Raw genomic sequence first — 15,029 nt, 5'->3', positions numbered from 1 at the left:
AATTAAGGTAAGCGAGGAAACACACTACCAATTAAATGGAGGCAACGATGCTGGGTAATATGAACGTTTTTATGGCCGTTCTGGGAATTATTTTATTTTCTGGATTTCTGGCCGCGTATTTCAGCCACAAATGGGATGACTAATGAACGGAGAAAGTCCTGAACCGATAAGGCCCCTTGTCGCATCACTGCACAAGGGGCCATTTTTTTTTGCGTCTGACGGGCAAAAAAAAACCGCCGGATAACCGACGGTGAATGCTTGCATGGATAGATTTGTATTTTACTTTTTCCACCGTCCCGCCAGTCCCGGCAGCGACAATGGATCACCTACACCCTACCACACCGATTCTCAATGAACGTTAAACGGCAGGCGCTAAGATCCCGGCGTTTCTCGTTTCCACTCTTTTTTGCTCTGGCAACATGCAGTACGGGAAGACCACGGTTCAGCTGAACGTGTATTTTGTAAGTCCTGCGATTCGGGACGGGAATTCCAGCGTTTTCTCTGTAATTTCTTGCGCATGAACAGCTGCATATTACCTCCGGTTGTCACTGTTTTAGTCCATTAATCAACTTGTTGATGGGAATTTAGCATATCGAGTGCAGGTTAATGTCAATAAACCGTCTGTTTTGTAAAGACGGCACCCCACCACGCATTATTTAACGTGGAAACGTCAACAAGCGGTTTAATTTACCGCGGCGCTAACTGACTGAGAATGGTATGCCCCAGATAATTACTCCAGTTAAAACTATTTTGCAGAACTACCACCGCATTCTGGTTCTGTTTATCAAAGCCAATATAACTGGAATAACCGCCAATATATCCGACCTGATAAGTGACCTGACGATCGGCTAACGTATCAGTTACCCATGCAATATTCGCGGCTTCTTTCTGACGATAAAACTGGGTACGGGAGACGTCCGCAAATGCGCGGGCAAGCACGGCGTTGTCTTGCGACGCAAAATGCGCTCGCGCATAGTCCGCCAGATCGCGTGCGCTGCTGTATAAACTCGCCGCCCCGACCATATTGTGGTTAAACGTCCAGTCTGGCGTCAGTTCACCGCGTCGAATGAGCTTGGGCTGATCTCCCGCATGGCCTAATGCACGATACGGATAGGCGTTGAGCGTCTTGGGCTCAAAACTGCTGTTGTTCATCTGTAATGGCTGGAAGATCAGACGATTCGCCAGCGACGGGATCGACTCGCCGGTACGACGCTGCACAATGTAGCCCAGCAGCGCATAACCGATATTGGAATAGTGCGGCACACGCGCCTCTGGCGCGGTGAAGTCGGCAAGAGAAGTCAGCACCGTATCGTTATCCAGTTGGGTATAGAAATTTTCCCCCGTACTGAAATAACGCAGAAGATTTTCCAGAGTCAGCAGATCCATCGGCTGTCTGGGCAGACCGGAGGTATGCGTCGCCAGTTGCAGTAGAGTAATCTTTCTGGCGTCATCGCTCAGCGGCGTATTCGTCGGCAGAAGCTGCGCCAGCGTGTCGTTCCATTGCAGCACGCCCTGATTCACCAGCACAGTAGTGATTTCAGCCGTCACCCCTTTACTCAGCGACCCCAGCGCAAACAGCGTGTCCGGGGTGATCGGATAACGATGTCGGCTGTCGGTCACACCGTAACTGTGAAACTCAGCCGGTCCGTTATGTTGAATGACAGCAACCACCATTCCACTCACCTGCTTTTCCTGCATATACTGGCGGATCATCGGATCGATGCCGCGCGCATAGTACCCCACGACCGCCTGCGCACTCTGTTCGGCAGGCATATCCAACTGCGATAAGGTGCTGTTGCCACAACCGGTCAGCAGCAGAGCAGAAGAAAGAAGGAGTGGCGCGAACGCTTTCATGAACAGAAAGTCGCCTGAAGGATATCAGCGCAGAAAGGCAGGAAAACAGACATGTACAATGCGGACTCCGGAAAAAGGAGCCCGCATTGTACATCAAGTTGCTAATAATGAGGGGGCGATTGTGTTATCCCGCCAGGCCGCGATGTTTGAGCATGTGGCCGATCTGCGGCTCACTCCCCCGCCATGCCGGGTAAAGGCGTTCTAAATCTTCACTGTTGCCCCGTGACAAAATCGCGTCACGGAACCGCTGGCCGTTCTCACGCGTCAGTCCGCCCTGCTCCACAAACCACTGAAAGCCGTCATCTGCCAGCATCTGCGTCCAGAGATAGGCATAGTAGCCCGCCGCGTACCCGCCGCCGAAAATATGGGCAAAATAGCTGCTGCGATAGCGCGGCGGCACCGCCGGAAGATCGAGTTGCTCCGCCGCCAGCCGCTGTTTTTCAAACATTTCAACGTCCTGAGGGGGCTCGTCAACAGACAGACTGTGCCAGCCCATATCCAGCAGCGCGGCGCTGAGCAGTTCGCTCATGTCATAGCCTTTATTGAACAGGCTTGCCTTACGCATTTTGTCCTGTAACGCCTCTGGCATTTTTTCACCGGTGACCGCGTGGCGGGCATAGCGCGCAAATACCACTGGATGGCTCGCCCAGTGTTCGTTGATTTGCGACGGAAACTCGACGAAATCACGCGGCGTATTGGTTCCCGACAGCGACGCATAGCGCTGTGACGCAAACAGTCCGTGCAGAGTATGGCCGAACTCATGGAACAACGTGATGACATCATCCCAGAGTAACAGCGCGGGCTGTCCTGAGGCGGGTTTCTGATAATTACAGACGTTGTAAATAACCGGTTGGGTTTCGTTGAGCCTCGACTGCTCGACGAAATTGCCCATCCAGGCGCCGCCGCTTTTCGAATCACGGGCAAAGAAATCACCGTAAAAAAGCGCCAGCCCGACGCCGTTATGATCGAAGATTTCCCAGACGCGGACATCCGGATGGTAGACCGGAATATCAAAGCGCTCGATGAATTTGATGCCGAACAGTTGGTTGGCGGTCCAGAATACCCCTTCGTGCAAAACGGTATTCAGTTCGAAATAGGGTTTGAGCTGCAATTCATCTAACGCATATTTCGCACGTCGCACCTGCCCGGCATAAAAAGACCAGTCCCAGGCCTGTGCGGTAAACCCGCCCTGTTCATCATCAATCACCTGTTGGATCTCGGCCAGTTCACTCAACGCCCGTTGGCGCGCTGCAGGGACGATCGCACGCATAAAGGCCAGCGCAGCCTCCGGCGTTTTTGCCATCTGATCGGCGATTTTCCACGATGCATAATCGGCAAACCCCAGCAGTTGCGCCTGGCGGGCGCGAAGGGCTACCAGCCGCTGAATCAGCGCTCGCGTGTCGTTGTCATCGCCTTTTTCAGCACGACGCCACCCGGCGTTAAACAGATTCTCCCGGGTCTGGCGATCGCGCAGCGCGCTCAACGCCGGCTGTTGCGTGGTATTCAGCAGTGGTATCAACCATCCCTCGGCTAGCCCTTTTTCGCTCGCCGCCTGTCGCGCGCTGGCGATCTCTTCCGCGCTGAGTCCCTCCAGTTGATGGGCATAATCGACCACCAGTCCACCGGATTTATTCGCCGCCAGCAGGCGCTGGTTAAACTGGCTGGTGAGCGTCGCGGCTTCGGTATTGAGCGCACAGAGTTGCGCTTTATCGGCGTCGCTCAGTTGGGCGCCGGCGAGAACAAAGCGTTGGTGTGTCACCTCGATCAGACGCATGGATTCATCGTCGAGCCCCAGCGCATCACGCTGTTGCCAGACGCAATCAACGCGGGAAAACAACGTGCTGTTCAGCCAGATATCATTCGCCAGTTCCGCGAGCTCGGCAGAAAACGCCTCATCGAGACGCTGAAGTTCATCATGAGTATGTGCCGCGGTCATGGCGAAGAAGACGCTGCTGACGCGGGTTAACAACTCACCACTTTTCTCCAGTGCAAGAACCGTATTGGCAAAATCCGGGGCAGCGCTGTTGGCAATAATGGCGGCAATGTCCGCGCGCTTTTGCTTCATCCCTTCGTCAAATGCGGGACGATAGTGTTCCGTCTTAATCAAATCAAAACGAGGAGCCTGGTACGGTAACAGGCTGTGGCTAAAGAACGGATTCGTTAACGACATCTTTCACTCCTGAAAACGATTTGTTCAATAGAGTAGGCTTCAGGGTAAAAGACCGCAATCCTGTAAAACCAGGATTACCCGCGAGGGCGGATCGCGTGCTATGGTAGTTAAACGTAAAAAGCGTTGAGGAACAGTGAGATGATCGTTTTAGTAACCGGAGCAACAGCAGGTTTTGGTGAATGCATTACACGTCGTTTTGTTGAGAACGGGCATAAAGTCATTGCCACTGGCCGTCGCCAGGAACGCCTGCAAGAGTTAAAAGAGTCGCTGGGGGATAACGTGCTGACCGCGCAACTGGATGTGCGTAACCGCGCAGCCATTGAAGAGATGCTGGCATCCTTACCTGCTGAGTGGCGTGACATCGACCTGCTGGTCAACAACGCCGGGCTGGCGCTGGGTCTGGAACCTGCGCATAAAGCCAGCGTGGAAGACTGGGAAACCATGATCGATACCAACAACAAAGGGCTGATTTACATGACCCGCGCCGTCCTGCCAGGCATGGTCGAGCGTAACCGCGGTCATATCATCAACATCGGCTCTACCGCAGGCAGTTGGCCTTATGCCGGCGGCAACGTGTATGGCGCGACCAAGGCGTTTGTACGTCAGTTCAGTCTGAACCTGCGCACCGACCTGCACGGCACAGCCGTTCGCGTCACGGATATCGAGCCGGGTCTGGTGGGCGGTACCGAGTTTTCCAATGTGCGCTTTAAAGGCGATGACAATAAAGCGGGCAAAACCTATGAGAACACCACGGCACTGACGCCGGAAGATGTGACCGAAGCGGTCTGGTGGGTCGCCACCCTGCCTGCCCATGTAAACATCAATACGGTAGAAATGATGCCAGTGACGCAGTCTTTTGCCGGACTGAGCGTTCATCGCGGTTAATTTTGCCTCCCGGCCCACGGGCCGGGTATAGCTCGCGACAAAAAAGTGGTAGAATTTGTGGGTTAACTTTCTAAAAAGTAAGAGCGAATGACTGTCGAAACGCAACTCAATCCTACACAGCCCGTAAATCAGCAGATTTATCGCATTCTTCGCCGTGACATCGTCCACTGCCTTATTGCGCCAGGCACGCCGCTGTCCGAAAAAGAGGTGTCTGTTCGCTTCGATGTGTCTCGCCAACCGGTGCGTGAAGCGTTTATTAAGCTCGCGGAAAACGGCTTGATTCAGATCCGTCCGCAGCGCGGCAGCTACGTCAACAAGATCTCCCTCTCGCAGGTGCGAAACGGCTGCTTTGTCCGTCAGGCTATCGAATGCGCGGTGGCGCGGCGGGCCGCAGCCCAAATCACCGACAGTCAGTGCTATCAGCTTGAGCAGAACCTCAATCAGCAGCGGATTGCGATTGAGCGCAAACAGCTGAATGATTTCTTCGAGCTGGATGACAATTTTCACCAGAAACTGGCAACCATTGCGGACTGTCAGCTGGCCTGGGACACCATCGAAAATATCAAAGCCACCATCGACCGTGTGCGTTATATGAGCCTCGATCACGTCTCTCCGCCGGAAATGTTGCTCCGCCAGCATCTCGATATTTTTGCTGCCCTGGAAAAACACGACGCCGATGCCGTCGAGAAAGCCATGACTCAGCATCTGCAAGAAATCGGCGAGTCGGTCCTGCTGATCCGCCAGGAAAACAGCGACTGGTTCAGCGAAGAGTAATTCCCCTGCCTCATCTCTTCTGAGATGAGGTCTCTCCGTTTTCTCCCCTGCATGTCCACATCAAAAAAGATGTGAGATTGATCAAAAACAAAAAAATTCCTGACTGATAAGCGTATTTATATAGCGCCCGTTACGTGGGACCTGAGCCCACGGGCTTTGACGGTAAGTTAGAAAGGAGAAAATACCATGATGACATACGATCGTAACCGTAACGCAATCACCACAGGCAGCCGCGTGATGATCAGTGGCACCGGCCATACCGGTCGCATCAAAGCGATTGAGACCGAAGGCCTGGATGCGGCGCAAATTCGTCGTGAAAAAACAGTCGAAGTGGAAGGCTGTGAAGGCAAATTTGCCCCGGTAGAATTGATTCGTCTCGGCATGAACTAATGGTGTGAGTGCCGGATAATGCCTTGATTATCCGGCAGTCCTGAGGCAGTTACTTCATTTTTGCCGCATATTTTGCCACGGTGGCTTTCGCCCCTTCCGCCAGCAACGTCTGATACGCTTCTTTCACGGCCTGCGTGAACAACGCAACCTGCGGCAGTTCGTTACCAAAAATCGCCTCGATTGCCAGCAGCGCCTCAACGCGGCTTTCACCTTCCGCACTGTTTTGTACCGCCTGTTGGATCACCGGCAGAAGCGGATCGTTGACTTCAATGGCATTTCCCTGTTCGTCCACGCCGCCGACGTAGCGCATCCAGCCCGCCACGCCCAGCGCCAGCAAATCAAAACGACTATTATGTGCCAGATGCCAGCGCACAGAATCGAGCATCCGCTGAGGTAATTTCTGGCTACCGTCCATCGCAATCTGCCAGGTACGGTGACGCAGCGCCGGGTTGCTGTAGCGTTCGATGAGCAGATCGGCATAACGAGTGAGATCCACCCCTTGCACTTTCAGCGTGGGCGCCTGCTCATTGAGCATCAATGCACGGGCAGCCACACGATAATTTTCATCACCCATGCAGTCGTTGATATGCTGATACCCGGCGAGATAGCCCAGATACGCGAGGAATGAGTGGCTGCCGTTGAGCATCCGCAATTTCATCTCTTCAAACGGGATCACGTCAGAAACCAGTTCCGCCCCGGCTTTTTCCCACTGCGGACGACCGGCAACAAAGTTATCTTCAATCACCCACTGACGGAATGGCTCGCAGGCTACGCCTGCCGGATCGCGCACACCAGTCAGGTTTTCAATTTTATCCAGTGTGTCAACGGTGACAGCCGGAACAATGCGGTCAACCATCGTCGACGGGAACGTGACGTGTTGTTCGATCCACGCGGCCAGTTCGGCGTCCACGGCACGCGCGTAGGCGGTGACCACGTTACGCATCACATGACCGTTTTCCGGCATGTTGTCACAGGACATCACGGTGAAGGCGGCTAAGCCCGCCGCTTTACGGCGCGCCAGCGCTTCAACCACCACACCCGGCGCAGATTTCGGTTGATGTGGGTTTTGCAGATCGGCGGCAATCATCGGGTGATCCAGCATCAGCTGTCCGGTCGCCGGGGAATGGCAATACCCTTTCTCAGTAATCGTCAGTGAAACAATCGCAACCTGTGGTTCACACATCGCCGCCAGCACGCTCTCCAGCCCGTCAACCTGAGCATGCAGCGCCTTTTTCACCACGCCCACGACTCTCGCGGTCCAGGCATCGGCAGACATTTCCGCCACGGTATAGAGATTATCCTGCTGTTTGAGATCGGCGATCTGCTGCTCGCCGCCGATCAGGTTCACTTCGCAGTACCCCCAGTCGCTGTTGTGCTCCGCCGCGAGGATATCGGTATAGACACCCTGGTGCGCACGGTGGAAAGCACCAAAACCAAGATGGACAATACGCGGGATCAGTCGGTTGCGATCGTAGCCAGGCAGCGTCGCTTTTGCCGTTAAGAGCTTGTTTTGCATTGTATGACCTACTTTGAATGAAATCAGGACGGTCCCAGAGTAACGCCTGTATGGTTGTATGTTTTGATTTGAATTAATATTTTGCTAATTGGTATAACATCATTTGAAAGTTATGTGACAGGATGCAGTTCCTGATGCTGAGCCTGACGCCCAGGGCAGGTTCCCTGGGCTGAGAGCTGGCTGCATCCATGCAGCCATTAGGGGGTAATCCTCTTAATCGTGCTTATGCCACTCCTGGTATTCACGCTTGAGTCGCTGAGGTGCCGTTTCAGGCATCATGAGCAAGCCGATAACAGAAATGATACCGAGAACAATCACATAGCTTGCTAATCCGTAGTAATGCCCACCGGTCATCTGCAAAATCTTCACTGCCACCAGCCCCAGCACCCCGCTGCCAATCAGTGAACCCAATTGCCAGATTAACGCGATGCCGCTGCAACGAATGTGCGTCGGGAAGAGTTCCGGGAAGAACGATGCCTGTGGTGCGTAGCACATGCTATGCCCAAAACTAATGACGATAATCATCACCAGTTGCGTCAACCAGAAATTGTCCTGATTAATGGCCAGGAAGAACGGAATAATCATGATGACCTGAATCAGCGCCCCCATGATATACACCGGCTTACGACCAATTTTGTCGCAGAGCGCGCCCATCATGGGTATGGCAAGCACTTCGATCACCACCGCGATAATCATGGTTTCCATTAAGATATTGGCATCCAGATTATTGGCTTTGCCGTACGCCAGGACGATTACCGTGAACATGGCAAAAGTACAGGCTTCAATCAGTTTTGCGCAGACGCCTTTTACCACGATGCCAGGAAAATCGCGGATGACTTCAATCAGTGGACGAGACTCTTCCGCTTTCGTCTCACGAATCTGCGCAAAAACCGGTGATTCATCGATTCTCAGGCGAATAAACAGGCCAACAATTACCAGCAGCAGACTAAGCAGGAACGGAATACGCCAGCCATAATCCATCATTGCTTCAGGGGATAACGTGGCATTGAGTAGTGCAAACAGAGCCATCGGTAACAAAAAGCCGACCGGCGCACCGATTTGTACCCAACTGGCAAAGAATCCCCGCCGCTTAGGTTCGGCATATTCAGCCGTCATCAATACCGCCCCTGCCTGTTCGCCACCAACACCAAACCCCTGGAGTACACGAATGAAGATCAACAGAACGGGCGCCCAGACACCGATTTTTTCGTACGTTGGCAATAAGCCAATGCAGAATGTCCCAAGGCCGACAATCAGTATTGTAATTACCAGCGCTTTTTTACGCCCCACTTTATCGCCGATATGACCAAAGACAATTCCCCCCAAAGGCCTTGCCAGGAAGCCCACCGCATAGGTAGCAAATGCGGCCAGCGTACTGATTAACGGATCGTCACTGGGGAAGAACAAGTGGCCAAAGAACAGCACCGCCGCAGTGCCATAAGCAAAAAAGTCATAGTATTCAGCTGCAGTACCAATCGCTGAAGCAGAAGCGACGCGACGAACTACAGGTTTGCTATCAACATCATTTTTAATATCAACGGAACTAACCATAAATAATTACCTTCGTTGGTTCAGAGGTGAACAACATCCATGTCGTATAAATTTTAACTTACCAGTTCCACAAGGTGCCATCTTCAAGCCGGGCAACCGGCAGATAGGCGGGGTCATAGGGATATTTCGCCGCCAGTTTTTCATCGAACTCGATACCCAGTCCCGGCTTCTCGCCCGGATGCATATAGCCGTTGTCAAAGGTCCAGTTGTGCGGGAAGACTTCCAGCATCTGTTCGGAATAGCCCATGTATTCCTGAACGCCAAAGTTCGGTACCCACAGGTCAAAATGCAGTGCTGCCGCCATACAAACCGGAGAAAGATCGGACGGTCCGTGTGAACCTGTACGCACCTGGTAGAGCGAGGCGAAGTCGGCGATGCGACGCATGCCGGTGATCCCGCCCGCATGGGTGATCGTGGTGCGGATATAATCGATGAGCTGTTCTTCTATAAGCTGCTTGCAGTCCCAGATGCTGTTGAAGACCTCACCGACGGCAATCGGGGTTACCGTGTGCTGACGGATCAATCGGAAGCACTCCTGGTTCTCGGCAGGCGTCGGATCTTCCATCCAGAAAAGGCGATAATCCTCGATGCTTTTCCCAAAGCGCGCCGCTTCAATGGGCGTCAGACGGTGGTGCATGTCGTGCAGCAGATGCTCGTTGAAGCCGAACTTATTGCGTACCGCCTCGAACAGTTTCGGCGTGAAATCAAGATACTTTTCTGTCGACCACAGTTGCTCTTCCGGCCACTGTCCTTTGGTGGCGGGTTCATAGGCCTGCCCTTTTCCCTTCGCCATACCGTAAGTGGTTTTCATACCCGGCACGCCGCACTGAACGCGGATGGCTTTGAAGCCCATCTCTTTATGGCGCGCATAGTCTTCCAGCACATCATCAACGGTGTGACCGGTGGTGTGGCAGTAGACCATCACCCCTTCGCGCGATGCGCCACCCAGCAGTTGATACAGCGGCATGTTGGCGGCTTTGGCTTTGATATCCCACAGCGCCATGTCGACGGCGGAGATAGCAGACATGGTCACCGGGCCACGACGCCAGTACGCGCCTTTATAAAAGAACTGCCAGATATCTTCGATGCGGTGCGCATCACGACCGATCAGCTGCGGGCAAAGATGATCTTTAAGGTAAGACGCGACGGATAACTCACGTCCATTCAGCGTGGCGTCTCCCAGACCGGTGATACCGTCCTCGGTCGTAATCTTCAGTGTGACAAAGTTACGTCCCGGACAGGTGACAAAAACCTCAGCCCCTACAATCTTCATTTTTTCTTCCTGGTTCTGTGTGGTGATGGTGAGAATCTACGAAATACACATACTACCATACAAGTATAAGAGGCATGTTTTTCTATCTTGATCACAAAAAATTGCGGGCTATAAAAGAAGACTTTGCAGGGGATACGTCTGGTGGATGCCTGCGCAGAGACGCGCAGGACATCTTAATCAATTGAATTAAAAAAGAATAAAGAGGTAATCACGGGAAATGGCACATGTCATACGACTATAGCGTGACGCATTATGCGCAAGGGACGCTTAACCACGCCCCCATCCCGCCACAATGATCAGCATTCCACAGAGCGCAATGAGCGCACCGCTCCAGTCATACAGGCTGAGTTTTACCCCATCCACGACGCGCAGCCAGATCAGTGCGGTACACACGTAAACCCCGCCATACGCGGCATACACCCGACCGCTGGCGGCCGGATGCAGCGTCAGCAACCAGACGAACAGCGCCAGCGCAACGCCTGCGGGTAACAGCAGCCAGACGGTGGCCCCCCGCTTCAGCCAAAGCCAGGGAAGAAAACAACCGATGATTTCGCAAAGCGCGGTAGCAAAAAATAGCAGCGTGGTTTTAAGCATCTGAATCGTTCATTGACCTGAGGTTCAGGCATGATACGCCATAATCACCCGATCTTATCCATAACCTTCCGCCGGGTATGCCGTGTGCGAGGAATGGTGTAGAATTTACCTGCTAATGATGCTTTTTGCGTCGCTCATAAAAGGAACTTGCCATGAACATTACGCTTCGCAAACGCCTGTGCCTGACGGCAATGTTGCTGCTGGGTGCTGTCGTCTACACCGCGACCGCGCAGGCTGAGACCAGCCGACTGGTGATTGAATCAGGCGATAGCGCCCTGAGTCGTCAACAGGCAGCCATGCAAAAAGAACAGTGGGATGACACGCGCAGTCTGCGTCAGAAAGTGAACAAACGCGCGGAAAAAGAGTGGGATAAAGCGGATGCCGCCTTTGACAACCGCGACAGCTGCGAACAGAGTGCTAACCTGAACGCGTACTGGGAACCGAACACCCTGCGCTGTCTGGATCGTCGCACCGGTCGCGTGGTCGCCCCCTGATACAACGTAGTAAATACAAAGCATTAAACGAGACGTTAAGGATTTGGTATGACAAGCGCCCTCAGTGTAAAGCTGCGCCCGCTGGAGCGTGAAGATTTACGTTTTGTCCATCAACTCGACAACAACGCCAGCGTGATGCGCTACTGGTTTGAAGAGCCTTACGAAGCGTTCGTCGAGTTGTCCGATCTCTACGATAAGCACATTCACGATCAAAGCGAACGTCGTTTCGTCGTGGAATGTGACGGTGAAAAAGCTGGCCTGGTCGAACTGGTTGAAATTAACCATGTCCACCGTCGGGCTGAATTTCAGATCATTATTTCCCCGGAATACCAGGGAAAGGGTCTGGCCTCACGAGCCGCTAAACTGGCGATGGACTACGGATTTACCGTACTTAACCTCTATAAGCTGTACCTCATCGTTGATAAAGAGAACGAAAAGGCGATCCACATCTACCGTAAGCTGGGCTTTATGGTCGAAGGCGAGCTGATTCATGAATTCTTTATTAACGGGGAATACCGCAACACGATCCGGATGTGTATCTTCCAGCATCAGTACCTGGCAGAGCATCGCTCACCCGGTCCGACGATGTTAAAACCTACCGCGCAGTAATCGCTGCGCGGTCCTCTCAATAGTAATCGATGGTATTTTTGATCGTGTAATTGTGCTCGACCGCGGGCTTAACGCTTTCATCAACGATCACCAGCGTACAGTCCGTGGGATTGGCATGACGGTCATAGTCACAGGTTTGCTTAACGTTCCCCAGAGGGTGATCGTTTAGCAGGCTTATCGCCGTGTAATCCAGCTTCTTACGTGGATCGGTCGACGGTTTTGCGCTGACGGATAACGTCTGGTCCTTGCTGATCGTGGTTTTGCCGAGCGGATACCCTTCTGCATCGTAGCGATACTGGACTTTCATCTCTTTTCCCGTCGCCGTAACCACAAAGCCGTTATCATCGGTATCCCAGACAACGCCCGCCGACGGCAGTTCTGCGAGCTGGCATTTCCCCTGCAAACGCACCTTTTTCTCCAGCGTTTCGGCATCGCGATAAAAGTTCGCGTCCAGCACCAGCGCCACGCCGGTATTGTTTTCGAGATCGTGCAACTCCAGCGAGTCAAAACAGCCTTCCTCAGACAGCGTGCCGTTGACGCGCTTCGTCACTTCACCCTTTTCATTAAGCAACGTCTGGCTGAAGTCTTTTACTGGCCCGCGTAAGGGGTCAAAATCAAATTCATTAGAAAAGCTGGCCATTTCCGGCGTAAAGGAGAGCGGCACCGCGCTGTTGTCGCATCCCACCAGCGCAACGCCAAGCGCAAAAAGAAATATCTGTTTTTTCACAGGTTCCCCAGGAGAAAAGGATGATCTTCAGTCATAGTAGCAAAGACTGTCGTTTACTGTATACCTGCGCGAAAGTGGCAAAAAATGGGTAAAACGTGACCAGAATTCACTTATCTCTATCGCGTAATCTGATCAAGATCAAACATATTGACCATCAACGGCAATTATGCGGGCAACAACGGTCTGCTGGCCTTGCGCACCGTACTCGGTGATGATCTTTCAGCGACCGATAAACTAGTGGTTCGCGGAGATACCAGCGGCACCACGCGTGTCAGCGTCACTAACGCTGGTGGCGGCGGTTCACAAACGGTAGAAGGTATCCCCATTGTGGAAGTAGAAGGTTCTTCCAACGGTACCTTTATCAAAGAAGGTCGTATCGTCGCGGGCGCTTACGATTACAACATCATTAAAAAGAACAACCAGAACTGGCATCTGACCAGCGAGGCTATTGCGGAGCCGTTACCGCCGGATGAACCCGCGCCAGCCTCACCGGAAACGCCAGAACAACCCATTCCCCAACCTGGTGAACATCAGTATCGCCCGGAAACCGGCAGCTATCTGGCGAACACCCTTGCCGCCAACACGCTGTTCACCACCCGTCTTCATGATCGTCTGGGTGAAACCCAGTACACCGACGCGTTAACCGGCGAACAGAAAGTCACCAGCCTGTGGATGCGTCATGTCGGTGGACATAACCGCTTCAAGGACGGTTCCGGGCAGATCAGCACCCAGAGCAACCGTTATGTGATGCAACTGGGCGGTGATATCGCGCAATGGAGCACCGACGGTCTCGATCGCTGGCATCTGGGTCTGATGGCCGGTTACGCCAACAGCAAGAGCCGCAGCCACTCCAGCCTGACCGGCTACACCTCACGCGGGGAGATCAGCGGCTACAGCGCGGGTCTGTACGGCACCTGGTATGCCAACGACGCCGATAAAACCGGTGCGTATGTTGATGGCTGGATGCTCTACAACTGGTTTGACAACACCGTCTCCGGACAGGGCCTGGCGTCTGAAAAGTATGACTCGGACGGCATCACCGCCTCTGTCGAAACGGGCTACACCTGGAAACTGGCCGAATTCAGCGAGCGTAATGCGCTGTACATCCAGCCTAAAGCCCAGATCACCTGGATGGACGTGCAGGCCGATACTCACGTTGAGAAAAACGGTACCCGGGTGGTGGATAAAACCGACGGCAATCTGCAAACGCGACTGGGCGTGAAAGCCTATCTGCAGGGGCATAACGCCATGGATGACGGCAAAGACCGCACCTTCCAGCCGTTCGTCGAAGCCAACTGGATCCACAACACCAGCAGCTACAGCGTGAAGATGGATGACATCAGCAACGACGTGAAAGGCAACCGCAATATTGGCGAACTGAAAGCCGGTGTTGAAGGTCAACTGACGAAGAACGTCACCCTGTGGGGTAACGTTGCCCAGCAGATTGGCGATAATGGTTACAAAGATACGCAAGGTATGCTGGGGCTGAAATACAGCTTCTAACCCCTTCCTCCGTGGCGACACAGAATTTCTCACAAACCCCGACGAGGTCGGGGTTTGTGTTTTGCGGAGTAAAGCGATCTTTCAGATTCATCAACGGGTTGCCGGCAATGACAATAGCTTACACTGGCAATGCTATGCTTATTTTGAGCATCTCAACAATGGAGCTGATGATGAAATTATCCCGAGGACTACTGACAGGCATTCTGCTGGCCGCCTCCCCGCTGGTTTTTGCCGCCCCTGACTCCTGCGAACGCGTTAAGAGTGATATTGAGCAGCGCATCATCAATAACGGAGTGCCGGAGGCCAACTTCACCCTGAGCATCGTGCCGAACGATCAGGCCGATCAGCCGGACTCACAGGTCGTCGGACATTGCGCCAACGACACACATAAAATTCTCTATACCCGAACCAGCAGTGGTAATGCCCCCGCCAGCACTACGCCTTCTCAGGATGGCGCCAACGCCGAACCGCAATAATTCCGCCTGTTTTTTTACCCTCCGGCAACGGAGGGTTCCTCTCATTTTGATATGGATTAATACCCCCTACTCACTAAGGGGTAAAATCCCCTCTGTTAGCATGTCTTTGATATCGCTATAAAAAATATTATATAACGCTCTGTTTGACGGTGCGGTATCTGTACAACACTTTCCGCACCACGTTGATTAAAACAGAAAAAGTACGAATGGCTG

Annotated in this window: 15 protein-coding genes and 1 pseudogene; 9 read left to right on the top strand and 7 right to left on the bottom strand. The window is 53.1% G+C overall.

Going from position 1 to position 15,029, the window contains the following annotated elements:
• The first annotated feature begins 47 nt into the window (after positions 1–47).
• Positions 48–143, top strand: a complete 96-nt coding sequence (gene mgtS / locus AL479_RS20800) for a protein MgtS (RefSeq protein ID WP_000901367.1) — start codon at positions 48–50, stop codon at positions 141–143.
• On the top strand, positions 143–244 hold the full coding sequence (locus AL479_RS24270) for a hypothetical protein (RefSeq protein WP_420535879.1): 102 nt from the start codon (positions 143–145) through the stop codon (positions 242–244). Before mgtS ends, AL479_RS24270 begins: the two co-directional genes overlap by 1 nt.
• 443 nt (positions 245–687) lie before the next feature.
• Here the strand turns inward: AL479_RS24270 and AL479_RS20795 are convergent, their stop codons facing one another.
• Positions 688–1,854: a serine hydrolase domain-containing protein gene (locus AL479_RS20795; RefSeq protein WP_061077464.1), complete on the bottom strand. Its 1,167-nt coding sequence runs from the start codon at positions 1,852–1,854 to the stop codon at positions 688–690.
• Positions 1,855–1,978: 124 nt separating this feature from the next.
• Positions 1,979–4,024 carry a peptidyl-dipeptidase Dcp gene (gene dcp, locus AL479_RS20790; protein WP_061077463.1) on the bottom strand — a complete coding sequence of 682 codons (2,046 nt, stop codon included), beginning with the start codon at positions 4,022–4,024 and terminating at the stop codon, positions 1,979–1,981.
• A gap of 138 nt (positions 4,025–4,162) precedes the next feature.
• Between dcp and ydfG the strand changes: the two genes are divergently transcribed.
• From ydfG to ydfZ, 3 genes are all read left to right on the top strand, one after another.
• Entirely contained in the window at positions 4,163–4,909 is a 747-nt protein-coding gene (gene ydfG, locus AL479_RS20785) for a bifunctional NADP-dependent 3-hydroxy acid dehydrogenase/3-hydroxypropionate dehydrogenase YdfG (RefSeq protein WP_042319121.1), read from the top strand.
• Positions 4,910–4,996: 87 nt separating this feature from the next.
• The gene (locus tag AL479_RS20780) at positions 4,997–5,683 is read left to right on the top strand and encodes a GntR family transcriptional regulator (protein ID WP_061077462.1); all 687 of its coding nucleotides are present in this window, start codon (positions 4,997–4,999) and stop codon (positions 5,681–5,683) included.
• Positions 5,684–5,869: 186 nt separating this feature from the next.
• Positions 5,870–6,073, top strand: coding sequence for a putative selenium delivery protein YdfZ (gene ydfZ, locus AL479_RS20775; RefSeq protein WP_042319125.1), 204 nt, complete (start codon positions 5,870–5,872; stop codon positions 6,071–6,073).
• A gap of 49 nt (positions 6,074–6,122) precedes the next feature.
• Here the strand turns inward: ydfZ and AL479_RS20770 are convergent, their stop codons facing one another.
• The 4 genes from AL479_RS20770 to AL479_RS20755 form a co-directional block, all read right to left on the bottom strand.
• Positions 6,123–7,589 carry a mannitol dehydrogenase family protein gene (locus AL479_RS20770; RefSeq protein ID WP_061077461.1) on the bottom strand — a complete coding sequence of 489 codons (1,467 nt, stop codon included), beginning with the start codon at positions 7,587–7,589 and terminating at the stop codon, positions 6,123–6,125.
• 213 nt (positions 7,590–7,802) lie between these two features.
• The gene (locus AL479_RS20765) at positions 7,803–9,140 is read right to left on the bottom strand and encodes an MFS transporter (protein WP_061077460.1); all 1,338 of its coding nucleotides are present in this window, start codon (positions 9,138–9,140) and stop codon (positions 7,803–7,805) included.
• Positions 9,141–9,198: 58 nt separating this feature from the next.
• Complete coding sequence (gene rspA, locus AL479_RS20760) at positions 9,199–10,413, bottom strand: starvation-sensing protein RspA (protein ID WP_061077459.1); 1,215 nt, start codon at positions 10,411–10,413, stop codon at positions 9,199–9,201.
• A 267-nt stretch (positions 10,414–10,680) separates the two neighbouring features.
• Positions 10,681–11,007 carry a YnfA family protein gene (locus AL479_RS20755; protein ID WP_043000743.1) on the bottom strand — a complete coding sequence of 109 codons (327 nt, stop codon included), beginning with the start codon at positions 11,005–11,007 and terminating at the stop codon, positions 10,681–10,683.
• Between the two features lie 152 nt (positions 11,008–11,159).
• On the opposite strand from AL479_RS20755, the gene AL479_RS20750 reads away from it, so the two are divergent.
• Positions 11,160–11,501 carry a DUF1283 family protein gene (locus AL479_RS20750; protein WP_061077458.1) on the top strand — a complete coding sequence of 114 codons (342 nt, stop codon included), beginning with the start codon at positions 11,160–11,162 and terminating at the stop codon, positions 11,499–11,501.
• A 48-nt stretch (positions 11,502–11,549) separates the two neighbouring features.
• Positions 11,550–12,110, top strand: a complete 561-nt coding sequence (gene speG / locus AL479_RS20745; protein WP_061077457.1) for a spermidine N1-acetyltransferase — start codon at positions 11,550–11,552, stop codon at positions 12,108–12,110.
• A gap of 16 nt (positions 12,111–12,126) precedes the next feature.
• On the opposite strand, the gene AL479_RS20740 is transcribed toward speG, so the two are convergent.
• The gene (locus AL479_RS20740) at positions 12,127–12,837 is read right to left on the bottom strand and encodes a YnfC family lipoprotein (RefSeq protein WP_061077456.1); all 711 of its coding nucleotides are present in this window, start codon (positions 12,835–12,837) and stop codon (positions 12,127–12,129) included.
• Positions 12,838–12,984: 147 nt separating this feature from the next.
• Here AL479_RS20740 and AL479_RS20735 point away from each other — a divergent pair.
• Positions 12,985–14,340, top strand: a pseudogene (locus tag AL479_RS20735) (autotransporter outer membrane beta-barrel domain-containing protein); the annotation flags it as partial.
• Between the two features lie 167 nt (positions 14,341–14,507).
• Positions 14,508–14,816 carry a DUF1161 domain-containing protein gene (locus AL479_RS20730; RefSeq protein ID WP_081093747.1) on the top strand — a complete coding sequence of 103 codons (309 nt, stop codon included), beginning with the start codon at positions 14,508–14,510 and terminating at the stop codon, positions 14,814–14,816.
• Positions 14,817–15,029: the final 213 nt, after the last annotated feature.

This window comes from Citrobacter amalonaticus (genome assembly GCF_001559075.2).
Lineage (GTDB): Bacteria > Pseudomonadota > Gammaproteobacteria > Enterobacterales > Enterobacteriaceae > Citrobacter_A > Citrobacter_A amalonaticus_F.
The sequence above is the reverse complement of the archived record's forward strand: the minus strand, read 5'-3'. Positions and strand labels throughout refer to the sequence as shown.